The organism is Lysobacter sp. N42, from assembly GCF_004344885.1.
The window spans coordinates 1-22437 of record NZ_SKFB01000009.1 but is presented as its reverse complement, the minus strand read 5'-3'; the positions used below and the strand labels follow the sequence as shown (position 1 = coordinate 22437).

General features: G+C 70.5%; 21 protein-coding genes and 1 tRNA gene. 9 read left to right on the top strand and 13 right to left on the bottom strand.

Annotation, left to right across the window (positions count from 1 at the left end; translation table 11 throughout):
• Positions 1 to 55: 55 nt before the first annotated feature.
• Positions 56 to 131, top strand: a tRNA-Phe gene (locus tag EYQ95_RS14495).
• Positions 132 to 176: 45 nt separating this feature from the next.
• On the opposite strand, the gene EYQ95_RS14490 is transcribed toward EYQ95_RS14495, so the two are convergent.
• Genes EYQ95_RS14490 through ftsY form a run of 4 tightly spaced genes read right to left on the bottom strand, consistent with a single transcriptional unit; the run spans position 177 to position 4125 of the window.
• Positions 177 to 458 carry an oxidative damage protection protein gene (locus EYQ95_RS14490; protein WP_132327936.1) on the bottom strand — a complete coding sequence of 94 codons (282 nt, stop codon included), beginning with the start codon at positions 456 to 458 and terminating at the stop codon, positions 177 to 179.
• A gap of 1 nt (position 459) precedes the next feature.
• Positions 460 to 1539 (bottom strand): A/G-specific adenine glycosylase, encoded by a 1080-nt coding sequence (mutY, locus tag EYQ95_RS14485; RefSeq protein ID WP_132327935.1) that lies wholly within the window; start codon positions 1537 to 1539, stop codon positions 460 to 462.
• Positions 1526 to 2806, bottom strand: a complete 1281-nt coding sequence (locus EYQ95_RS14480; RefSeq protein WP_132327934.1) for a hypothetical protein — start codon at positions 2804 to 2806, stop codon at positions 1526 to 1528. The genes mutY and EYQ95_RS14480 overlap by 14 nt, the downstream gene beginning before the upstream one ends.
• Entirely contained in the window at positions 2803 to 4125 is a 1323-nt protein-coding gene (gene ftsY / locus EYQ95_RS14475; protein WP_132327933.1) for a signal recognition particle-docking protein FtsY, read from the bottom strand. Before ftsY ends, EYQ95_RS14480 begins: the two co-directional genes overlap by 4 nt.
• 24 nt (positions 4126 to 4149) lie before the next feature.
• Between ftsY and rsmD the strand changes: the two genes are divergently transcribed.
• The 6 genes from rsmD to crcB all read left to right on the top strand — a co-directional run bounded on the left by rsmD (position 4150) and on the right by crcB (position 8423).
• Positions 4150 to 4803 carry a 16S rRNA (guanine(966)-N(2))-methyltransferase RsmD gene (gene rsmD / locus EYQ95_RS14470; RefSeq protein ID WP_132327932.1) on the top strand — a complete coding sequence of 218 codons (654 nt, stop codon included), beginning with the start codon at positions 4150 to 4152 and terminating at the stop codon, positions 4801 to 4803.
• A 7-nt stretch (positions 4804 to 4810) separates the two neighbouring features.
• Entirely contained in the window at positions 4811 to 5308 is a 498-nt protein-coding gene (gene coaD / locus EYQ95_RS14465) for a pantetheine-phosphate adenylyltransferase (RefSeq protein WP_132327931.1), read from the top strand.
• Positions 5309 to 5330: 22 nt separating this feature from the next.
• Entirely contained in the window at positions 5331 to 5822 is a 492-nt protein-coding gene (locus EYQ95_RS14460) for a hypothetical protein (protein ID WP_132327930.1), read from the top strand.
• Between the two features lie 213 nt (positions 5823 to 6035).
• Positions 6036 to 6308: a YfhL family 4Fe-4S dicluster ferredoxin gene (locus tag EYQ95_RS14455; RefSeq protein ID WP_132327929.1), complete on the top strand. Its 273-nt coding sequence runs from the start codon at positions 6036 to 6038 to the stop codon at positions 6306 to 6308.
• Positions 6301 to 8046, top strand: a complete 1746-nt coding sequence (ggt, locus tag EYQ95_RS14450; RefSeq protein ID WP_132327928.1) for a gamma-glutamyltransferase — start codon at positions 6301 to 6303, stop codon at positions 8044 to 8046. Before EYQ95_RS14455 ends, ggt begins: the two co-directional genes overlap by 8 nt.
• Before the next feature lie 8 nt (positions 8047 to 8054).
• Positions 8055 to 8423, top strand: coding sequence for a fluoride efflux transporter CrcB (gene crcB / locus EYQ95_RS14445; protein WP_132327927.1), 369 nt, complete (start codon positions 8055 to 8057; stop codon positions 8421 to 8423).
• A 3-nt stretch (positions 8424 to 8426) separates the two neighbouring features.
• Here crcB and EYQ95_RS14440 read toward each other — a convergent pair whose 3' ends face one another.
• From EYQ95_RS14440 to EYQ95_RS14400, 9 genes are all read right to left on the bottom strand, one after another.
• Positions 8427 to 8783 (bottom strand): hypothetical protein, encoded by a 357-nt coding sequence (locus EYQ95_RS14440; RefSeq protein ID WP_132327926.1) that lies wholly within the window; start codon positions 8781 to 8783, stop codon positions 8427 to 8429.
• Positions 8780 to 9319, bottom strand: coding sequence for a polymer-forming cytoskeletal protein (locus EYQ95_RS14435; protein ID WP_132327925.1), 540 nt, complete (start codon positions 9317 to 9319; stop codon positions 8780 to 8782). Before EYQ95_RS14435 ends, EYQ95_RS14440 begins: the two co-directional genes overlap by 4 nt.
• Positions 9320 to 9468: 149 nt before the next feature.
• Positions 9469 to 11079, bottom strand: coding sequence for a carboxyl transferase domain-containing protein (locus EYQ95_RS14430; RefSeq protein ID WP_132327924.1), 1611 nt, complete (start codon positions 11077 to 11079; stop codon positions 9469 to 9471).
• Between the two features lie 356 nt (positions 11080 to 11435).
• Complete coding sequence (locus EYQ95_RS14425; protein ID WP_132327923.1) at positions 11436 to 11816, bottom strand: hypothetical protein; 381 nt, start codon at positions 11814 to 11816, stop codon at positions 11436 to 11438.
• A gap of 165 nt (positions 11817 to 11981) precedes the next feature.
• A complete protein-coding gene (locus tag EYQ95_RS14420; protein ID WP_132327922.1) occupies positions 11982 to 12302 on the bottom strand; it encodes a hypothetical protein in 321 nt (106 codons plus the stop codon).
• Between the two features lie 118 nt (positions 12303 to 12420).
• Positions 12421 to 13596: an acetyl-CoA C-acyltransferase gene (locus EYQ95_RS14415; RefSeq protein WP_132327921.1), complete on the bottom strand. Its 1176-nt coding sequence runs from the start codon at positions 13594 to 13596 to the stop codon at positions 12421 to 12423.
• Positions 13597 to 13862: 266 nt separating this feature from the next.
• The gene (locus EYQ95_RS14410) at positions 13863 to 15020 is read right to left on the bottom strand and encodes an isovaleryl-CoA dehydrogenase (protein ID WP_132328016.1); all 1158 of its coding nucleotides are present in this window, start codon (positions 15018 to 15020) and stop codon (positions 13863 to 13865) included.
• A gap of 197 nt (positions 15021 to 15217) precedes the next feature.
• The gene (locus EYQ95_RS14405; RefSeq protein WP_132327920.1) at positions 15218 to 16321 is read right to left on the bottom strand and encodes a Glu/Leu/Phe/Val dehydrogenase dimerization domain-containing protein; all 1104 of its coding nucleotides are present in this window, start codon (positions 16319 to 16321) and stop codon (positions 15218 to 15220) included.
• Positions 16322 to 16694: 373 nt separating this feature from the next.
• A complete protein-coding gene (locus EYQ95_RS14400; protein WP_132327919.1) occupies positions 16695 to 17963 on the bottom strand; it encodes a 2OG-Fe(II) oxygenase in 1269 nt (422 codons plus the stop codon).
• Positions 17964 to 18058: 95 nt separating this feature from the next.
• Here EYQ95_RS14400 and EYQ95_RS14395 point away from each other — a divergent pair, with 95 nt between their 5' ends.
• Both EYQ95_RS14395 and EYQ95_RS14390 read left to right on the top strand, forming a co-directional pair.
• Positions 18059 to 21670, top strand: a complete 3612-nt coding sequence (locus EYQ95_RS14395) for a methylmalonyl-CoA mutase family protein (RefSeq protein ID WP_132327918.1) — start codon at positions 18059 to 18061, stop codon at positions 21668 to 21670.
• A gap of 38 nt (positions 21671 to 21708) precedes the next feature.
• The gene (locus tag EYQ95_RS14390) at positions 21709 to 22266 is read left to right on the top strand and encodes a DUF488 family protein (RefSeq protein ID WP_132327917.1); all 558 of its coding nucleotides are present in this window, start codon (positions 21709 to 21711) and stop codon (positions 22264 to 22266) included.
• Positions 22267 to 22437: the final 171 nt, after the last annotated feature.

Sequence of the window (22437 nt, the reverse complement as noted above, 5' to 3'; positions counted from 1 at the left end):
CAACACGTCGACCGATCCGTAACATTCCGCGTCCCACGACCCCGGTCGTGGCCGTGGCCGGGTAGCTCAGTTGGTAGAGCAGGGGATTGAAAATCCCCGTGTCGGGGGTTCGATTCCCTCCCCGGCCACCACGGATCCCGAAAGCCCCGCAGGTTCGCCTGCGGGGCTTTTCGTTTTCAGGCGTCCGGGGTGGAATCGGGTACGTAGCCGGCCGGTTTCTCCGCGCCGCCGCCGAACAGGAACTTTTCCATCTGTTCTTCCAGGAACGCGCGATGTTGCGGATTCATGGGCGACAGCCGGTTCTCGTTGATGAGCATGGTCTGGTGCGCGAGCCAGGCGGCCCAGGCTTCCTTGCCGATACCGGCAAAGACGCGGCGCCCGAGTTCGCCCGGCCAGGGCACGAAGTCGAGGCCATCGGCCTCGCGACCGGTGTAGTGGCAGTGGACGCGACGGGTCATGTCATTCCTCGAGGATGCGTTCGATGAGTCGGCGGACGGGCGCCGGGATGCCGAGGTTGCGCGCGGAGTCCGCGTCGACCCAGGCGAGGTCGGGATCGTCGGCGGCGCGGTCGGCCATGCGCGCGCGCAGGCGTTGCGGGTGCAGCATCAGGTGGTAGTGCGAGAACGTGTGCTCGACGGGCGCCATCGCCTCCGGTGCCGTCTCCGTATCCAGGTGCGCGGCCAGCCACGCATCGCGAACGGCCGCGTCGTCGAACTGCGGCAACGACCACAGCGAGGCCCAGACGCCGGTGGGCGGGCGGCGCTGCAGCAGCACCCGGGTCGATGCATCGAGCGCCAGCAGCGCATGGGCCTGGCGGCGTGGCAGCTCGCGCGACGGGCGCGGCGTGGGCAGTTCGTCGGTCCGTCCGTGGATGCGCGCCGCGCAGTCGGCCTGCAAGGGGCAGATGGCGCAGGCCGGGCGGCTGCGCGTGCAGACGGTCGCGCCCAGGTCCATCTGCGCCTGCGTGTAGTCGGCGAGGCGATCGTCGGGCAGTGCGGCATCGGCGACGTGCCGCCGGGCGTGGGCCCAGAGTTCGCGCTCCACGCGCGGTAGGCCCGGCCAGCCGTCGATGCCGTGGTAGCGCGCGAGCACGCGCTTGACGTTGCCGTCGAGGATGGCGTGGCGGTCGTTCCAGGCCTGCGCGGCGATCGCCGCGGCGGTGCTCGCGCCGATCCCGGGCAGCGCGGACAGCGCCCGGACATCGCGCGGCAGTTCGCCGTCGTGCCGCTGCACGCACAGCCTGGCCGCCGCGTGCAGGTTCCGGGCGCGGCTGTAGTAGCCCAGGCCCGACCACAGCGCGAGCACCGTGTCCGCATCGGCCGCGGCGAGCGCGCGCAGGTCGGGAAGCGCTTCCACGAAGCGCTGGAAGTAGGGAACGACCGTGCGCACCTGCGTCTGCTGCAGCATCACCTCCGACAGCCACACGCGGTACGGCGTGCGCGGGTGCTGCCAGGGGAGGTCGTGGCGACCGCAGCGGTCGAACCAGTCGAGCAGGCGCGTGGCCACTGGCGCCGCGGCAGGGCGATCAGGAGCCGCCATCGTCGACCTCGATCTCGACGCCGTGCAGCACCATGCCGGGAACCTCCAGGCGCGGAGTCGTCAGCCGCCCGTCCAGCGGCGGAAGCGGCGTGCCCCGTGCGTCGGACTCCAGCCACTGGAGGATCCGCGGCAGCCGGAAATCGGCCTGCAGCCGCGTCGCGCCGGACTTCAGCGCGAGTCGCGCGGTGCCGGAGAGGTCGGGCGGGCCCGCATAGTCCAGGTCGAGGGGGAGCGGGCCGGCAGGCCGGGCGAGCGGCGCGGGCAGTGCCGGCCAGCCGGCCGGCCAGCGGCGCATCGAGCCCGTCAGCGAGAAGGCGAGCGTGTCGCGCCAGGTCAGCATCCCGCCGGCCTGCAGGTCGGGGATTTCCCGGCCCTGCCGCAGCACCAGCCCCGCGGGGCGAAGCACCAGCCCGTCCCGCCAGCGCAGGCGCCCGGCGATGCCCAGCCCGAAGGGCAGGCGGCTGTCGCCTGCGGAATAGAGCGCATCGGCGCCGACCGCCAGCGCATCGAGCCCCGGCTCCTCGCCCAGCCGCGGGCGGCCGCGCAGGACGAGATCGAGTGCGAGGCGCCATTCGGGCCGCAGGATCGTCGCCGTGCCCGCGAGGCCCAGGCCCGCGTTCTCCTCGGGGCGGGCGAGCGTTGCGCGCAGGTCGAAGGGCATGTGCAGCGAACGCGCGACGAGGCGGCCCCGCAGGTGCGCACGCGCCGGCTGCCCGGGTGCGAGCGAGGGCAGGTCGACGTCGATCGCCTCCACGTGCCAGCCGGCGCCGTCCACGCGGCCGCGGCGGATCGACACGCCGTCGGTCAGGCGCGGCACGCGCGTTTCGGCGGTCTCCGGGCGCGTTGCCTGCCAGCGCTGCAATGCGCCGATGTCCAGCCGCGGGCCATCCAGTTCGACGTGGTGCACGACCAGCTCGCGCCCACGCGAGCGGAGCGTCGTCCACGGCAGCGAGAGCAGGATGCGCTCGGCGCGCAGCAAGGGTATGCGGTCGCCGGGCAGGCGCGCCTCGACGTCGCGCAGGACGATCTGCGGCATGCCACGGAGGCGGTACTCGGCGACGCCGCGTGCGGTGATCGTCAGGCCGAGGGCGCGGCCGGTCTGTGCGAGCACGATGTCGGCCACCTGCCGCGGCCTGCTCGCCCAGTGCACGAGCACGCCGAGGCCGGCGATCGCCAGCAGCACCAGCACCATCGCGACGCGACGGCGACGCGACGGCGGACGCCCGGCGGGAGCCGCGTCGTCGCCGCGGACGGCCGCGTTGCTCATCCGCGCCCGAGTGCCTCCGGCAGCAGCGCGTCGACGAATGCGGCCGCGTCGAACACGCGCAGGTCCTCGGGGCGCTCGCCGATGCCGGCGAAGCGGATCGGGATGCCGAACTCGCGCGCGAGCGCGAACACCACGCCACCTTTGGCCGTGCCGTCGAGCTTGGTGACCACGAGCCCGGTGACGCCCACCGCCGCGTTGAACTGGCGCAGCTGCGACAGCGCGTTCTGGCCGGTGGTGCCGTCGATCACGAGCAGGACTTCGTGCGGCGCGGACGGGTCGATCTTCTGCAGCACGCGCTTGATCTTGCCGAGCTCGGCCATCAGGCCCTGCTGCGTATGCAGACGGCCCGCGGTGTCGGCGATCAGCACTTCGGTGCCGCGCGCCTTCGCCGCCTGGAGCGCGTCGAACGCAACCGACGCGGCGTCGGCATTCTGGCCCTGGGCGATCACCGGCACGCCGTTGCGGTCGCCCCAGGCCTGCAACTGCGCGACCGCTGCCGCGCGGAAGGTATCGCCCGCGGCGAGCATCAGCGGGCGGCCCTCGTCCTTGAAGCGCCGCGCGAGCTTGCCGATGGTGGTGGTCTTGCCCACGCCGTTGACGCCGACGGTGAGCAGCACGAAGGGCTTCGCGCCGCGATCGATCACCAGCGGCCTGGCCACCGGCTCGAGCATCGCGAGCAGGTCGGCACGCAGCGCGGCGAGCAGCGCGTTCGCGTCGGCGAACTCGCGCGCCTTCATGCGCTTGCGCAGGCGCTCGACCAGCTCGGTGGTGGCGGTGACACCGACGTCGGCCGTGAGCAGCGCGGTCTCGACCTCGTCCAGCAGGTCGTCGTCGAGCTTGGGATTGCGCGAGAACAGCCCGGTGATCGAGCGGGTGAAAGTGTTGCCACGCAGGCGCTCGAGCCAGCCGCGCCGGCCGGCGGGGGCGGGCGCGGCGGCATCGGCCGGCATGTCGTCGTTGCCGGACGGCGCAGCTTCCGGCACGGGCGCAGCCGGCGTGGCCGGGGACAGGGCCTCTTCGATCACCGCAGAGGGCGCAGGCACGACAGGCGCGACGACGGTTTCGGGCGCGGCCGTCCGTGCGGATGCGGCGTCGACCGTCGCGTCGGCCGCGGCATCCACGGGCGAAGGCGCGGCATCGACGGAGGTGGACGGCTCCACGACGACGGCCCCGGGCGCCGCACCGGTCGCGGGCGGTGCCGACTCCGCGGCCGGCTCCGGCGCGGCGGCCGGCGCCTGCCCGAACGCCGCCGCGATCTCCTCGTCCGAAAGCCGGCGTTCGGGTTCGGTCGGCTTCTTGCGTCGCAGGAAACTCAGCATCGGGGGCGGGCGGTTTCGGGGAAAATGGCGCGCCATGCTAGCACCGGGCCTCCCGCCTCCCCGATGAACACAGCGCCCGGAAAAATACGCCTGATCGCCGGCCGGTGGCGCGGCACGCGCCTGGACGTGCCGGCCTCGCCGGGCCTTCGCCCGACCTCCGACCGCGTGCGCGAGACGCTCTTCAACTGGCTGATGCCCTGGCTGCCGGGCGCGCGCGTGCTCGATCTGTTCGCCGGCAGCGGTGCGCTGGGCCTGGAGGCGCTTTCCCGCGGTGCCGCGGCCGCCGTGCTGGTGGAGCGCGACGCGGCCCTCGCCGCCGCCCTGCGCGCCACGCTCGCGCGGCTGCCGGGCTCGGACGGCGCCACGGTGGTGCAGGGCGACACTCTGGATGCGCTGCGCAAGTCGCGCGAAGCCTTCGACATCGCCTTCGTCGACCCGCCCTTCGCCGCGGGGCTGTGGCCGCAGGTCTGGCCGCTGCTGGCCCCGCGGCTCGCCCCGGATGCCCTGGTGTACGTGGAGGCGCCGGCCGATCTCGACCCGGGCGTGCCGCCGGATTGGCCCCTGCACCGGGAGGGCCGCACCCGGGAGGTGCGCTACGCGCTGCACCGCGCGCCTGCAGCCGCCACGGCCGCTGCTACACTCCGGGGCGTTCCGGCGGCGGGGAGCCGCACCGAGTGATGCATCCATGAGCGCGGCCCGCCACCGCACCGCCGTCTATCCGGGCACCTTCGACCCGATCACCAACGGCCACATCGACCTCGTCGACCGCGCCGCGAAGCTGTTCGATCGCCTGGTGATCGGCGTGGCCGAAAGCCCGGGCAAGGGCCCCGCCATGCCGCTGGACCAGCGCGTGCAGCTGGCGCGCGATGCGGTGGCCCATCATCCGCACGTGGAAGTGCACGGCTTCGACTGCCTGCTCGCGCATTTCGTGCGCGACGTCGGCGCGGGCGTGCTGCTGCGCGGCCTGCGCGCCGTGTCCGACTTCGAGTACGAGTTCCAGCTGGCGAGCATGAACCGCCGCCTGATCCCGGAAGTGGAGACGCTGTTTCTCACCCCGGCCGAGCAATACGGCTTCATTTCTTCATCGCTGGTCCGCGAGATCGCCCGCCTCGGCGGCGATGTCTCCGGTTTCGTGCCGCCAGCGGTAGCCTCCGCGCTGCAGGCCTACCGGCGGCGTACCTGACGTCCCACCACGAGGAATATCCATGAAGACCACCCATCGCCTGCTGCTGACCGCCGCGCTGACCCTGCCGTTCGCCGTCGCCTGCAAGAAGGAGGAAGCCGCCCCGGCCAAGGCCGAAGCGCCCGCCGTGCCGGTGCCGACGACCAAGGACGAGGGCGCCTGGAACACGTACCTGACCGACGTGGTCAAGCGCAATGCCGACGGCGCGCTGAGCGTCTACGCCTACACCCTGCCGGCCGCGGACTCGCCGGATTTCGCCGGCGCCTACGAGCGCCAGCTCGGCGAGGCGCAGACGGCCATGATGCGCGGCGGCGTGGAAGGCACGCTGCTGGCCTTCGGCTCGCCGGATTCGGCCAAGAGCGCCGACCTGGCCGTTGCCGCGCTGGCCAAGGCCGCGCCGGACTCCATGAAGGGCGTGCGCGTGCTCTTCATCGGCGACGCCGCCGATTCGGCGCGCGTCGAAGCGGCGGTCAAGCCGACCGGCGCGACCTACAAGTTCGTCGAGGCCAAGTAAGGCATCGGCGCCCGCGGACCCCGCGGGCGCCTTCCCGGTGCGCGCCTCCGCGAAGGCGGGGGCAGGGCGCTGGGTGAGGCGACAGCCGGCGAAAGCCGGCCGTCCTTTTTTTGCCCATCGTTCCGCCGCCGCCTCCGGCCCGTGTCGCCTGCGTCAGCGCCCGGCAGGGCCGCGGGTGCGACAATGCAGGCCCGGCCCGAGCCCGGTCCCCACATGTCGCTCAAGATCAACGAACTCTGCGTCAACTGCGACGTCTGCGAGCCGGCCTGCCCGAACCAGGCGATCTCGCAGGGCGAGGTGATCTACGTCATCGACCCGGCACGCTGCACGGAATGCGTCGGGCACTTCGACGAGCCGCAGTGCGTGGTCGTCTGTCCCGTCGAGTGCATCGACCCGGACCCGGCGCACGCGGAGAGCCAGGAAACCCTGCTCGCCAAGGCCATCCGCCTGGCCGGCGGGACGCTGCCGGAGCCGGTCGGTGCGTGAGGCCATCCGGGCGCTGGGCGCCGTCTTCTTCGCATTCGTCCTGGCATTCCCCGCCGCGGGCGCGCAGAAGGAGCGCCCCGCCGCGAAGCCGCCGGGCACTGCCATCGCCAGTGCGCACCAGCTCGCCACCGATGCCGGCCTGCAGGTCGTCCGCGAGGGCGGCAACGCCTTCGACGCCGCGGTCGCGGTGTCGGCGGTGCTGTCGGTGGTCGAGCCCGTCAGTTCCGGGCTGGGCGGCGGCGGCTTCTTCCTGCTGCACGACGCGCGCCGCGGCCGCGACGTATTCGTCGATGCGCGTGAAGTCGCGCCGTCCTCGGTCACTCCGCAGTCCTACCTGGACGAGAAGGGCGAGCTCGATCGCGACCGCGCCACCAACGGCCCCTGGTCGGCCGGCATCCCGGGCCTGCCCGCCGCGCTCGTGCATATCGCGGGCAGGTACGGCCGGCTGCCGCTGTCGAAGTCGCTCGCGCCCGCCATCCGCATCGCGCGCGAAGGCTTTCCCGTTTATGCCCGCCTGGCGGACGGTTACCGCAGCCGCGCGAAGGTGATGGAGCGCTACCCCGGTACGCGCGAGGTCTTCCTCGCCGATGGCGATGCGCCGGAAGTGGGGGAGCTGCTCATGCAGCCCGACCTCGCGCGCACGCTCGAGGCGCTGGCGCGCAATGGCTTCGACGGCTTCTATCGCGGCGAAGTCGCCGCCAGGCTGCTTGCGGGGGTCGAGGCCGAAGGCGTGCGCTGGACGGCGCAGGACCTGGCCGGCTATCGCGTCAGGGAGCGCGAGCCCCTGCGCTTCGAGTACGACGGCTGGAACGTCGTGACCGCGCCGCCCCCGTCCTCCGGCGGCATCGCGCTCGCGCAGATGCTGCAGATGCTCGAGCCCTGGGACCTGGCGAAGTTGCCCGAGCCGCAGCGCGTGCACCTGACGGTGGAGGCGATGCGCCGCGCCTACCGCGACCGCACCTTCTACCTGGGCGATCCCGACTTCGTGCGCGTGCCCTCCAGGCTGCTCGCCAGTGCCGCCTACGCCGCGGGCCAACGCTCCACCATCCATCCCGACCGGGCCACGCCCAGCGCACTGCTTTCGGGCGCGCCCACGCCGCTGGAGGACGAGGAGACCACGCACTTCTCGATCATCGACGCCGAGGGAAACCGCGTCGCCGCGACGCAGACGGTCAACCTGACCTACGGCTCGGGCTTCATTCCGCGCGGCACCGGCGTGCTGCTCAACAACGAGATGGACGACTTCGCCCTGCGGCCGGGAACACCGAACGCGTTCGGCGTCATGGGCTACGAGGCAAATGCGCCCAGGCCCGGCAAGCGCATGCTCAGTTCGATGACGCCGACCTTCCTGGTATCGGACAGCCGGGTCGCGGTGCTCGGGACGCCCGGCGGCAGTCGCATTATCACCATGGTGCTGCTGGGCATCCTCGGCTATGCCGACGGCCTTGCGCCGCAGCAGGTCGCGGCCCTGCCGCGCTACCACCACCAGTGGCTGCCCGACGTGGTGCAGACCGAGGCCGGCGCGCTGGCCGAGCCGACGATCGCGGCCCTGCGCGCGATGGGCCACACCGTCGCCACGCCGCCTCCGGCCGCGGACGGCCGCAGTTCCAGCTACGTCTGGGGCAACCTGCAGACGGTCATGTGGAACCGCGAAGGCAACGTGCTCGAAGGCGGCAGCGACCCGCGCAATCCCGTGGGCAGCGCGAAGGTCCTTCCGGCCGCGCCCCGCGCGAGGTGAGCGCGGCCATGCCAGGCTGGCTGTGGGTGGGGATCGGCGGTTTCCTGGGCTCGGCGGCGCGCTACGGGATCGCGATGGCTTGGCCCGCGCCGGCCGGCCGCTTTCCCTGGGCGACGTTCGTGGTGAACGCTGCCGGCTGCCTCGCCATCGGGCTCGTGGCCGGGCTCTGGGCCCGCAATCCGCATTGGCATGCCGACCTGCGGCTGCTGCTGGCCACCGGCGTGCTCGGCGGCTTCACCACCTTCTCGGCTTTCGGGCTCGAGGCGGTGACGCTGCTGCGCAGCGGGAACGTCGCCATCGCCGCGGCCTATGTCGCCGGCAGCGTGGTCCTGGGGCTGGGCGCCGCGGCCGCCGGGATGCTGCTGGTGCGCGCCTGAGGCTCAGCGTCGCCGGCCCTTGCCGGCCGGCATCGCGTGGGTTTCCACCGCCACGCTGAAGCTGCGCGCCTGGCTGCCCTCGATGGCACCCACGCCCACCACGTGGCGTGCCACCTCCTCGCCGCGCTCGTTCCGGATCACCACCGTCATCGTGTACTCGAGCGCCTCGCCGGCCGCGCCCGCCTGCAGCCGGCCCTCCACGAGCAGCGCGGTCGCGCGCCCGGACTCGGTACCGGCCGACGCCTCGAAGCGCAGGTGGTGCCGGCAGGCCGGGCAGACGCTCGCGCTCTCGAGGATGGTCGCCTTGCAGTGCGGACAGGTCCGTGTCGCGCCCGGGGTGCCCGGACGGGCGGTGCTCATGCCGTGCCGCCGGCCTCCGGCGTGCCGTTGGCCTTGCCGGACTTCCTGGCGGCGTCGCCGTCCCAGCCGAACTCGACCATGCCGCGCATGCGCGCACCGGGCGCCACGGTCACGGTGCCGGCCTTGACGTCGCCCACCATCGAGCCGCTCGCGACCACCTCCACGCGCTGGGCGGCCTCGATGTTGCCCTCCAGCTCGCCCGCCACGACCACGCGCTGCGCGCGCACGCCGCCGTTGACCCGTGCGCCGACCTCGATGGTGAGGTCGCCTTCGACCGCGATGTCGCCGGTGAAGCGGCCCGCGATGCGCACGTGGCCGGCGCCCTGGATGCGGCCTTCGATGGCGATGTCCGAGGCGATCACCGACTCCTTGGCTTCACGCGCGGCCGCAACGGGCGAGGGAGCCGGCGTGGCCGCGGGGGCGGCGCCGTGGGGCGGGAAGCTGATCTCGTCGCTGCCGGGCTGGCGGCCCAGCGCGGTCTCGGGCGGGGTGGGGGTGTCGCGCTTGGCGCTGGAGGCCGGGTTGAAGATGGCCATGGCGGGGCTCCTGGTAGGGGGGCGACACCGCGGCATCGCCGCGACGTCGGCGAGATGCGCCCGCGTCGTCGCGGGCCGGGGGAAACCCGACCTTATCACGCTGTCTACACGTGGAAACCGTGACACGACCGGCAGTGCCGGCACGCGCATCACATGCGGAACACGCCGAAGCGCGTGCGATCGTCGATCGGCGCATTCAGGCTGGCCGACAGGCCCAGCCCCAGCACGCGGCGGGTATCGGCCGGATCGATGATGCCGTCGTCCCACAGCCGCGCCGTGGCGTAGTAGGGGTTGCCCTGCGTCTCGTACTGCTCGCGGATCGGTGCCTTGAAGGCTTCCTCCTCCTCGGCCGCCCAGGTGCCGCCGGCGCCTTCGATCGCGTCGCGACGCACCGTCGCCAGCACGCTCGCGGCCTGTTCGCCGCCCATGACCGAGATGCGCGCGTTCGGCCACATCCACAGGAACCGCGCGCCGTACGCGCGGCCGCACATCGCGTAGTTGCCGGCGCCGAAGCTGCCGCCGATGACCACGGTGAACTTGGGCACGTGCGAGCAGGCCACGGCCGTCACCATCTTCGCGCCGTCCTTGGCGATGCCGGCGTTCTCGTACTTGCGGCCGACCATGAAGCCGGTGATGTTCTGCAGGAACACCAGCGGGATCCCGCGCTGGTTGCACAGCTCGATGAAGTGCGCGCCCTTGAGCGCGCTCTCGGAGAACAGGATGCCGTTGTTGGCGACGATGCCGACCGGATAGCCGTGCAGGTGGGCGAAGCCGGTGACCAGCGTCTTGCCGTAGCGCGCCTTGAATTCCTGCAGCTCGCTGCCGTCGACGATGCGCGCGATCACCTCGCGGATGTCGAACGGGCGGCGCGCATCCTTCGGCACGATGCCGTAGAGCTCGTCGGCCGCATACAGCGGCTCCCGCGCCGGGCGCGTGGCGACGGGCAGCACCTTGCGGCGGTTGAGGTGGCCGACGATGCCGCGCGCGATCGAAAGCGCGTGCGCATCGTTCTCCGCGAAGTGGTCGGCCACGCCCGACACGCTGGTGTGCACGTCGGCGCCGCCCAGCGCCTCGGCGTCGACGACTTCGCCCGTCGCGGCCTTCACCAGCGGCGGGCCGCCGAGGAAGATGGTGCCCTGCTCCTTGACGATGATGCTCTCGTCGCACATCGCCGGCACGTAGGCGCCGCCCGCGGTGCAGCTGCCCATCACCACCGCCACCTGCGGGATGTTGAGCGCCGACATGCGCGCCTGGTTGTAGAAGATGCGGCCGAAGTGCTCCTTGTCCGGGAAGACCTCGTCCTGCAGCGGGAGGAACGCGCCGCCGGAGTCGACCAGGTAGACGCAGGGCAGGTTGTTCTCCAGCGCCACTTCCTGGGCCCGCAGGTGCTTCTTCACCGTCATCGGGAAGTAGGTGCCGCCCTTGACCGTCGCGTCGTTGGCGACGATCACCACTTCCTGCCCCATCACGCGGCCGATGCCGCACACCATGCCAGCCGCGGGCGCGGCATCGTCGTACATGCCCTCTGCGGCCAGCGGCGCGATCTCGAGGAAGGGCGAGCCGTCGTCGAGCAGGGCGGTGACGCGATCGCGAGCGAGCAGCTTGCCGCGCGCCGTGTGCTTCGCACGCGCCTTGTCGCCTCCGCCCGCGGCTGCGCGTGCCAGGCGCTGGCGCAGCTCGTCCACCAGGGCGCGATGGTGCTCGCTGTTCTCGATGAACGATGCGGATCGCGGATCGAGCTGGCTCTGGAGGATGGTCATGCGCGGCGGTTCTGGGCGGGACGCGCGATCAAACCACAACAGGCGGGGAGCGGCCAGCGGGGCGGGTGCCGTCGTACGCGGATGCGTGGGCGGAATACGCAATGCGACGGGCGCTGCCAGCCGCGCCGTCGCGGCGCGTCACGCGGGCCGCGGTGCGAGGGGAATGCGTGTCGCGCCCCCCGACCTTCGCGGCGGCCATCCGGCTCCGCGCCTCCGCCGTACGCGAGCGCAGGCGCGGCCGCGACGCCCGTGCGCAGCGCAGCGCGCGTGCTAGCGACGACGTCGCCGGGCCGCCGCAGAAACAGAAGGGCCCGCTTGCGCGGGCCCTTCCTTGAAACGTCTGCAGCGCGAGGCGATCAGTTCTTCGCTTCGTCGGCAGCCTGGTCGGCCTTGTTCGCCACTTCGTTCGCGGCGTTCGCAGCGTCCTGGGCGGCGTCGGCCGTGGCGTTCGCGGCGGTCGCGGCAGCCTCGTTCGCGGCGGCGGCAGCGGCGTCGGCGGCCTGGTCGACGGCCTGGCCGGCCTCGGCGGCAGCCTCGCCCGTGGCCGCGGCGGCGGCGTCGACGCCTTCGGCGGCGGCGTTGCCGGCGGCAGCAGCGGCGTCGGCAGCGGCATCACCTGCGGCAGCGGCGGCGTTCTCGGCCTCGGCGGCCTCGCCCTGGGCGGTGGCGGTTTCGTTCTTGCACGCCGACAGGGCGAGCACGGCGGCGGCGAGGAGGACGTAAAGCTTGGTGTTCATGGCAGTCTCCGGAGGAGTTGTCTGAGGGAGTACAACACTACAGTCAGGCAACGCCAGTGCGCGCATCGCTCGGCGGGTGCCGGCCTATCGTTCACTGACCATGGAAAAAGCCGCCGGCTTACACCGACGGCTTCTCCAGATACTACAGCAACGGCTGTCAGTAAATTACTGAGCCGGAGCCTGCTCGGTCGCCGGAGCGTCGGCAGCCGGAGCGGCGGCGTCGGCCGGAGCAGCAGCGTCGGCAGCCGGAGCAGCGGCGTCGGCGGCCGGAGCCGTGGCGTCGGCCGAGGTGGCGGCAGCGGCGTCGGCGGCAGCGGCGTCAGCCGTGGCGGCGGCGTCGGCGGCCGGAGCAGCGGCGGCGTCGGTGGTGGCCTCGGCGGCCGGAGCAGCGGCGTCGGCCGCGGCCGTGTCGGCCTGCTCCTGCTTCGAGCAGGCGGTCAGGGCCAGGCCCAGAGCCAGGGCGAGCAGAGCCTTGTTGATCGTCATTGTTCTATTCCTCGTCGTTAGTTGAAAACGCGCCTTCGCGCGTCGTTGACAATGATGACAAGCGCCGATGCCATGTCAATAGATGACATGACCAACGGCACCTTACAACTTCTTAACTTCAGAGCATCTCGATGGCGATGGCCGTGGCCTCGCCGCCGCCGATGCACAGCGAGGCCACGCCGCGCTTTCCGCCGCGGGCCTGCAGTGCATGCAGGAGCGTGACGACCAGGCGCGCGCCGCTGGCCCCGATCGGGTGGCCCAGCGCCACGGCGCCGCCGTTGACGTTGAGCTTCTCGTGCGGGATGCCGAGGTCCTTCATCGGCGCCATGGCCACGCAGGCGAAGGCCTCGTTGATCTCGAACAGGTCGACGTCGTCCACCGTCCAGCCCGCCTTTTCCAGCACGCGACGCGTGGCCTCGACGGGCGCGGTGGTGAACCACTCCGGCTCGTGCGCATGCCCGGCATGCGCCACCACGCGCGCGATCGGTCTGGCGCCCGCGCGCTGCGCGGCTTCGGCCGACATCAGCACGGTGGCGGCGGCGCCGTCGGAGATCTTGGATGACGTGGCCGCGGTCAGCAGGCCGTCCTTGCCGAAGGCCGCGCGCAGCGACGGGATCTTGGAGGCGTCGATCCGGCCCGGCTCCTCGTCGGTGTCGACCACGACCTCGCCCTTGCGGCCCTTGACGGTCACGGGGACGATCTCGGCCTTGAACGCGCCGGACTGCACGGCCTCCTGCGCGCGGCGCACGCTCTCGGCGGCGAAGGCGTCGAGCGTCTCGCGGGTGTATTCGTAGGTGGAGCAGGTGGCGTCGCCGAACACGCCCATGGCCTTGCCGTCGTAGGGGTTGGTGAGGCCGTCGTGCGCCATGTGGTCGAGGAACTCGGCCGAGCCGTAGCGGATGCCGGTGCGCGAGTTGTTGAGCAGGTGCGGCGCGTTGGTCATCGACTCCATGCCACCGGCCACCACGACCTCGGCGCTGCCGGCGCGGATCATGTCGGTGGCCAGCATGATGGCCTTCATGCCCGAGCCGCAGACCTTGTTGATGGTGATGCAGGCGGCGGACGTGGGCACGCCCGCGGCGATGGCTGCCTGACGCGCCGGCGCCTGGCCGAGGCCGGCGGGCAGCACGCAGCCCATGATCACTTCCTGCACGGCGTCGGCTGCGAGGCCCGCGTGCTCGACCGCGCCGCGGATAGCGGTGGCGCCGAGCTGCGGCGTCGGCACGCCGGTGAACTGGCCGAGGAAGGAACCGATGGCGGTGCGCTTGGCACCGACGATGACGACGTCGCTCATGGCGGACTCCGGTGTGGGGAGCCGGCGCGGGGCCGGAATCGGCCGATTATGCGACCGCGTGTTGCGGTGCCGCAAACGCGGGCAGGATGCCGCGTCCTCGCCGAAACCCGGTCCGTGACCGGAAGCCCGGCCGCGCAGGCCCGGGCGGGCGAAGCGCGCCCGAGTCCACGGTCGCGCCGGCATCCGTCCCGGGTGCGGCCTCGGGTCCTGCCCTGACTACCGCACCTTGGTTGGCGGCGGGCGCGCGTACCGCCCCGCGGCTTCGCTCAGCTGTTGCCGGCGAACAGCTCGCGGCCAATCAGCATGCGGCGGATCTCGTTCGTGCCGGCGCCGATCGCGTAGAGCTTGGCGTCGCGCAGCAGGCGACCGGTCGGGTACTCGTTGATGTAGCCGTTGCCGCCCAGCGCCTGGATCGCCTCGAGCGTCACCTGCACCGCGGCCTCGGAGGCGTTGAGAAGGCACGACGCCGCGTCGATGCGCGAGCGGTGGCCGGCGTCGTAGTCGCGCGCGACCTGGTAGGCGAAGGCGCGGCTGGCCTGCAGCGCGGTGTACATGTCGGCGACCTTGCCCTGCATCAGCTCGAAGCAGCCGATGGGCGTGTCGAACTGCCTGCGCTCGCGAACGTAGGGCAGGGTGATGTCCATCGCGGCCTGCATCAGGCCCAGCGGCCCGCCGGTGAGCACGAGGCGCTCGGTATTGAGCCCGCTCATCAGCACCTTGACGCCGTTGTGCACCTCGCCGAGCACGTTCTCCTGCGGGATCTCGCAGTTGTCGAACACCAGCTCGCAGGTGTTGGAGCCGCGCATGCCCAGCTTGTCGAGCTTCTGCGCGGTGGAAAAACCCTTCATGCCCTTCTCGACCAGGAAGGCGGTCATGCACCTGCTGCCCGCGTCCTTGCCGGCGGTGCGCATGTAGACGATGAGCACGTCGGCCTCGGGGCCGTTGGTGATCCACATCTTGTTGCCGTTGGCCACCCACACGCCGTCGCGCAGCTCGGCGCGGCAGCTCATCGAGCCCACGACGTCGGAACCCGCGCCCGGCTCGCTCATCGCCAGCGCGCCTTTCCATTCGCCCGTGCAGAGCTTCGGCAGGTACTTCTGCCGCTGCGCCTCGTTGCCGTTGGCGTAGAGGTTGCTTACGCAGAGGTTCGAGTGCGCGCCGTAGGACAGGCCCACCGAACCGGACGCGCGCGAGATCTCCTCCATCGCCACCAGGTGCGCCAGGTAGCCCATGTCGCTGCCGCCGTACTCGCCCGGCACCGTCAGGCCCAACAGGCCCATCTCGCCCAGCTTGGGCCACAGGTCCTGCGGGAAGGCGTTGTCGTGGTCGATCTGCGCGGCGCGCGGGGCGATCTCCGCCTCGGCGAAGCGACGCACGGCGTCGCGCAGGGCATCGATTTCCTCACCCAGGGGGAACGGTCGCATCGTCAATTGCCTCGCCTCGTGTGGCTTCGTCGCTGTACGGCCGGACGGCAGTGCCGGACGCGACGCAGGTGCGGTGCCCGCAGCCCCCCTTGAGTCAAGGGGGGCGCCCCGACAGGGGCGGGGTTGTGGATGGCAAAGCCGGGGGCCCAGCTTTTTCGCTTAAGCGAAAAAGCTGGGATTGATCGGTCGCAGACCGATCAATGCCCGCCGCGAATGCGACCCTCGAAGCGCGGCTTCGAGCGGCCCAGCGGCAGCTTGAGCTTGCCCAGCATCGCGATGCGCTCCTCGGCCATGCGGTCGGCGGCCTTGTAGGTCGGGATGCCGTCGCGGTCGGCGATCTCGTAGATTCGCGTGAGGTTGTGGTAGATCGTGCGCATCATGCGCATGGCGCGCTCGCGGTTGTAGCCGGTGATCTCCAGCGCCACGTTCATCACGCCGCCCGCGTTCACCGCGTAGTCCGGCGCGTAGACGATGCCGCGCTTCTCCACCTCGTCGCCGATCGCGTTGTTGGCGAGCTGGTTGTTGGCCGCGCCGCAGATCACCTTGGCCTTCAGGCGGGGCAGGGTGTTCTCGTTGACGGTGCCGCCCAGCGCGCAGGGCGAATAGACGTCGGCGTCGACGTCGTAGATCGCGTCCGGCGACACCGCCTCGGCACCGAAGTCGTCCACCGCGCGCTCCACCAGCGACTTGTTGATGTCGGTGACGAACACCTTCGCGCCGCGCTCGCGCAGCAGCTTCACGAACTCCATGCCCACGTGGCCCAGGCCCTGCACGGCGTAGGAGTAGTTGCCTACTTCCTCGTTGCCGTACTTGCGGTTGAGCGTGGCCATCAGGCCCTGCAGCGTGCCGTAGGCGGTGAAGGGCGACGGATCGCCCGAGCCGCCATGGACCTGGTGCACGCCGGTGACGTATTCGGTTTCGCGGTAGACGTATTCCATGTCGTTGACGTCGATGCCCACGTCCTCGGCCGTGATGTAGCGGCCGCCCAGGGAGTCGACGAACTTGCCGAAGGCGCGGAACAGCGCCTCGGACTTGTCCTTGGCCGGGTCGCCGATGATCACGGCCTTGCCACCGCCGATGTCCAGGCCCGCGACCGCGTTCTTGTACGTCATGCCGCGCGACAGGCGCAGCACGTCGTTGAGCGCCTCCTGCTCGCTGGCGTACGGCCACATGCGCGTGCCGCCCAGGGCCGGGCCGAGCACGGTGTTGTGGATCGCGATGATGGCCTTGAGGCCCGCGTCCTTGTTGTGGCAGAAGACGACCTGCTCGTGGCCGGTGGTGTCGAGGGTTTCGAAGATCATCAGCGGGCTCCGCGCCGGCACCGACGAGGCGTTGACGCGCCTCCGGCCGACTGGGTTGGTTAAGTCGTTGATACGACAGGGGTGGCGCGACGTGCCCGGCGCGAACCCGCCCGACACAGAAGCGGGATTTTAGTCCATTCGCGTTATCCGGGGCTCCACGCGGCGAGTCCCGGAACCGCACGGAACCGCCTTGCGCGACGTTCGCAGGCGTATGGCGCCATCGAAGCGTCGGCGGCGGCGCGCGCGTTCGGCGTGTCCGCGCGGCCGTGAAGCGAGAGGCCTGCGTGTCCCAGGCAAAGGCAGCACAGGCCGGATCGTCCGCCTGCAGCCCACACGTCCGGGCGCGGCCTTCGGCCCTGTCCGGGCTGCGCCGTCAGTACGCGCGATAGGGCCGCTCGCGCAGCCAAAGCGTGGCCAGCCATTTCTCGCCACGCACCACCGGCAGCCCTGCATGCAGCGAGCCTGCCTCCGGCCGGCCCTCGGCATCCAGGCTGTCGAACACCACGGCGCGCCCGGCCCTGGGCTCCACCTGCACGCCCGCGGCGGGGAAGTCGGTGGCGCCGCCTTCCGGCGGCGTGTTGAGGTAGGCGCAGATCGTGCGCATGCGGTTGCCCGCGGCGGGGCGGTCGCGGGCGATGGCCTCGGCGGGCAGGTCGTCGCGATGCGGGCGGTATTCCTGGCCGGGCTCGTAGCGCAGCACGATCAGCTGCTCGGCGTGCACCAGCTCCACGCCCGCCGCCGCGGCCATGCGCAGCTGCACCAGGCGCAGCGCGAAGTCCTCCAGAAGCGGGTCGAACGAGGCATCGCTGCTGGTGCGCAGGTCCATGCGTGCCACGTCGGCGGCCGCGGCGTCGTGCACCCGCGAGGGCCGCAGCATCAGCTGCGCGCTTGCCACCAGCAGGCGGCATTCGTCGACCGACAGCAGCCCGTCCACCTGCGCGATCCGCGGCTTCTCCGCCAGCATCTCCAGCGGCGGCGGCTCCAGCACCTCGTCCAGCGTGAGCGTGGAAGGCGGGGCGGGGCGACGGGGCGCGGCTGGCACGGCAATGATCTCCGGGAGGTCCGGATAGCCACCCTCGCGCAGCCGCGCCTTGAGCTGCTGCGCGGCCTCGGGGTTCGCGATCACGCCCTCGCCTCGGCGCAGCCTCTCGGCCAGCAGTTGCGCCGCCACCGCGTCGCCGCGGCCGGCGGCGTGGTCGAGCAGCTGCACGGCCAGCGCCTGGTCCTGCAGGTTGGGCTTGCGGCCGAAGTGGATCGCCGCCGCGCGCAGTGCGGGCGGGTGCCCGGCCTGCACCGCGGCCAGCAGCCGCGCGCCCACCTTCCCGTCGCGCGGCAGGGCGGTGCCGCCCAGGCCGATCAGCGCGAGGAAATACCCGGCAACCGGCTGCCCTGCGGCCTCCGCACGTTCGAAGGCCTGCACCGCCGCGTGCACGTCGCCATCGGTGCCCACCCCGTAGAGATGCATGCGCCCGACTTCGATCATCGAGCCCGCGTGCCCGCCCGCCGCCGCCTTCGAATGCACCTCGAAGGCCTCTTCCATCCGCATCGCGGCCACCAGCGCGGTGGCGTAGCGGAAGAGGGCATCGGGCGCGCCGGCATCGGCGGCCGCGCGCAGGGCGTCCAGGTCGTGGGGATTGGTCATCGCGACAGCGTAACCGACCCTACGCCGCGCCCGGGCGCGGTACGGAGCCCGCGTTACAATCGGCCCATCCTTAGAAATAGATGTGCGCGACCGACATGAGCTCGCCTGCCGACCGCCTGCCCGAATCCACCGCCAGCGCCGCCGAGGCGGCGACGCCCCTGCGTTTCGTCACCGCCGCGAGCCTGTTCGACGGCCACGACGCGGCCATCAACATCATGCGCCGCCTGATCCAGGCGCAGGGCGCCGAGGTCATCCACCTCGGCCACAACCGCTCGGTGGAGGACGTGGTCCGCGCCGCGCTGCAGGAAGACGCCGACGCCATCGCGCTGTCCTCCTACCAGGGCGGCCACGTGGAGTACTTCAAGTACATGGTCGACATGCTGAAGGAGCGCGGCGCCGGCCACATCCGCGTGTTCGGCGGCGGCGGCGGCACGATCACGCCTGAGGAGATCCGCGAGCTGCAGGCCTACGGCGTGGAGCGCATCTACCACCCCAACGACGGCATGCACATGGGGCTGGTGGCGATGATCGAGGACGTGATCCGCCGTGCCAGCGCGGCGCGCGATGCGTGCACGGGCACCGGGGATTCGGCACAGCAGATGCCGTCCATCGACGACGAGATCGGCATCGGCCGCATGCTCAGCGCGATCGAGGAGGGCGCCTTCAGCGAGGCCGAGCTCGCCCTGATGCGCAAGACCTGGGCCAATCCCCGCTCGTCCGAATCGCGCCCCGCCACGCCCGTAGTGGGCATCACCGGCACCGGCGGCGCGGGCAAGTCCTCCGTCACCGACGAGCTGCTCAACCGCTTCCTGGCGCATTTCCCGGAAATGCGCATCGCCGTGATCTCGGTCGACCCCACCCGCCGCCGCACCGGCGGCGCGCTGCTGGGCGACCGCATCCGCATGAACTCGCTGCGCAGCCCGCGCGTATACATGCGCTCCATGGCCACTCGCCGCCAGCACGCCGCCACCAACGCGGTGCTGAAGGACTGCGTGGGCTTCCTCAAGGGCATGGGCTTCGACCTGGTCATCGTCGAGACCGCCGGCATCGGCCAGTCCGACTCGGAGATCGTCGACCTCGTCGACTTCCCCATGTACGTCATGACCAGCGAGTTCGGCGCGCCCAGCCAGCTCGAGAAGATCGACATGCTCGACTACGCCGAGCTGGTCGTGCTCAACAAGTTCGACAAGCGCGGCGCCGAGGACGCCCTGCGCGACGTGCGTAAGCAGTGGAAGCGCAACCGCGCGGCGTTCCAGATGAAGGACGAGGACGTTCCCGTCTACCCGACCATCGCCAGCCAGTTCAACGACCCCGGCATGAACTGGATGTTTGCCAACCTCTGCCGCCTGCTGCGCGAGAAGCTGGGCAGGGGTCAGAGTGCTATTTCGCCCGATGATTCCACGGCCGGCGACGGAGCGGGTGCGAAATTGCACTCCGACCCCGGTTTCTTCAACCCCGACATCGACACTAGCCTGCGCGAACCGCGCGCCACCGTGCTGATCCCCGGCAACCGCGTGCGCTACCTGGCCGAGATCGCCGAGCAGGGCCGCGCCATCAACCGCCAGATCGAGACGCAGGCCGAGATCGCCGACCGCGCGCAGTCGTACTGGCAGGCGCTGCAGGCGCTGGAAGACCCCGCGCTGCCGCAGGCGCTGGACCTCTACGCCGCCGATGCCCTGCTGGGCGGCAATGGCCTGGCGCCGGTGGCCGACGTCGACGACGAGAGCGAGTTCAGCTACCTCGAGCGCGGCTGCGACCGCACGCTGCTGGTCCTGCGCCAGCGCTACAACGATGCCGTGCAGTCGCTCAGCTCCGAGGCGCTCAAGCTGCTGCGCGAGTGGCCGGCGCGCCTGAAGTCGATCACCGACGAGGTCAACGAGTACAAGGTGCGCGACAAGACCATCCGCGTCGAGAACTACCGCGAGTCGATTTCCCACCAGAAGATCCCGAAGATCGCCGCGCCTACCTACAAGGGCTGGGGCGACCTGCTCACCTTCCTGCAGAAGGAGAACCTGCCGGGCGCGTACCCCTACACCGGCGGCGTCTACCCCTACCGCCGCACCGGCGAGGACCCGATCCGCATGTTCGCGGGCGAGGGCACGCCCGAGCGCACCAATCGCCGCTTCCATTACCTTTCCCTCGGGCAACCTGCGGCGCGCCTGTCCACCGCCTTCGACAGCGTCACGCTGTACGGCGAAGACCCGGCCCCGCGTCCGGACATCTACGGGAAGATCGGCAACTCGGGCGTCAACATTCCCACGCTGGACGACATGAAGAAGCTGTACTCCGGCTTCGACCTGTGCGCGCCCACCACGTCCGTGTCGATGACGATCAACGGCCCCGCGCCGATGATCCTCGCGATGTTCATGAACACCGCGATCGACCAGCAGGTGGAGAAGTACCTGCGCGAGGACGAGTCCCGCTGGATCGCCGCGCGCACCAGGATCGACCGCATGTACGAGGGCCGCCAGCGCCCGACGTACGAGGGCCCGCTGCCCGAGGGCAACGACGGCCTGGGCCTGGGCCTTCTGGGCGTGACGGGCGACGAGGTGGTCGAGCCGGAGGTCTACGAACGCATCAAGGCGCACACGCTGCAGACCGTGCGCGGCACCGTGCAGGCCGACATCCTGAAAGAAGACCAAGCCCAGAACACCTGCATCTTCAGCACCGAGTTCGCCTTGCGCATGATGGGCGACATCCAGCAGTACTTCGTGGACAAGAAGGTCCGCAACTTCTACTCGGTGTCGATTTCCGGCTACCACATCGCCGAAGCCGGCGCGAACCCGATCAGCCAGCTCGCCTTCACCCTGAGCAACGGCTTCACCATCGTCGAGTACTACCTCGCGCGCGGGATGAACATCGACGACTTCGCGCCCAACCTGTCGTTCTTCTTCTCCAACGGCATGGACCCGGAGTACACCGTCATCGGCCGCGTCGCCCGCCGCATCTGGGCCCGCGCCATGCGCGAGCGCTACGGCGCCAGCGCACGCAGCCAGATGATGAAGTACCACATCCAGACCAGCGGCCGGTCCCTGCACGCGCAGGAGATCCAGTTCAACGACATCCGCACCACGCTGCAGGCGCTGTATGCGCTGTTCGACAACTGCAACAGCCTGCACACCAACGCGTACGACGAAGCCATCACCACGCCGACGGAAGAGAGCGTGCGCCGCGCCGTGGCGATCCAGATGATCATCAACAAGGAGCTGGGGCTGAACTTCAACGAGAACCCCTGGCAGGGCAGCTTCATCGTCGACAAGCTCACAGACATCGTCGAAGAGGCCGTCTACAAGGAGTTCGAAGCCATCTCCGAGCGTGGCGGCGTGCTGGGCGCCATGGACACCATGTACCAGCGCGGCAAGATCCAGGAAGAGTCGCTCTACTACGAGCACAAGAAGCACGACGGCTCGCTGCCGCTGGTGGGCGTCAACACCTTCCTCGGCAAGGATGGCCATAGCGATGTGGCCACCGAGATCGAGCTGATCCGCTCGACCGAGGAAGAGAAGGGCCAGCAGATCACCAACGTGGCCGGCTACCAGGCCAACCGCAACGCCCGCGCCGCCGAGGGTCTGAAATTCCTACAGAAGACCGCGCGCGAGCGTCGTAACGTCTTCGAGGCGCTGATGGAGGCGGTGAAGACGCATTCGCTGGGGCAGATCAGCCATGCGTTGTATGAGGTGGGTGGGGAGTACAGGCGGAATATGTAAGTCGTCGTCTAACGACGGAGCTCTGACGCGAGGGGACGATGACAGCTCTTTACAGTATTGGGTATGGCAATCGGACTTGGCAGGCGACGTTGGCGTTGTTGGAGAAGTATTCCTGTCAGTTTCTGATCGACGTTCGTAGTAGCCCGTTTTCTAAGTTCAACCCAGACTTTAGCCGCGAAAACTTGGAACTTTTGTGTGCGGGTGCGGGCATCAGGTATGTGTTCATGGGCGACACCTTGGGGGGCAAGCCTGGTGGATCCGAAAGTTTCGACGATGATGGGAAGGTCGACTATATAAAACTCGCTGAAACGCCCGCGTTTCAGTTGGGTTTGGCAAGGCTGAAAACTGCGCACCAGAAAGGGCTCTCATGCTTTTTAATGTGCAGTGAGTTGCGGCCTGAAACGTGTCATCGCTGCAAACTCATTGGTGCGGAACTTGCCGAGTTGGGTATCGAAATAATTCACATAAGCGAGACCGGTAGTGAGCTGACCCAGGACGCCGCGATTAAACGCCTTACCGGGGGGCAAAACGACATATTCGGAACCAACCCCGAGTTGACTAGGTCGAGGGGCAGCTACGGGGGGCGCGGCCGATGAAGAACGTGTTGACAATTGGTGCTTACGGTCACTCACGTGAGAGTTTCTTTGACCGGCTCGATTCGTGCAGGGTCGATCTGTTCGTGGACGTTAGGGAAGGTCTGAACAACCCGCTCTGCCGCCCGGATTGCGGCATCGTGGCGCCGGCCTGGCGTCGCTTTCGAGCCGGAT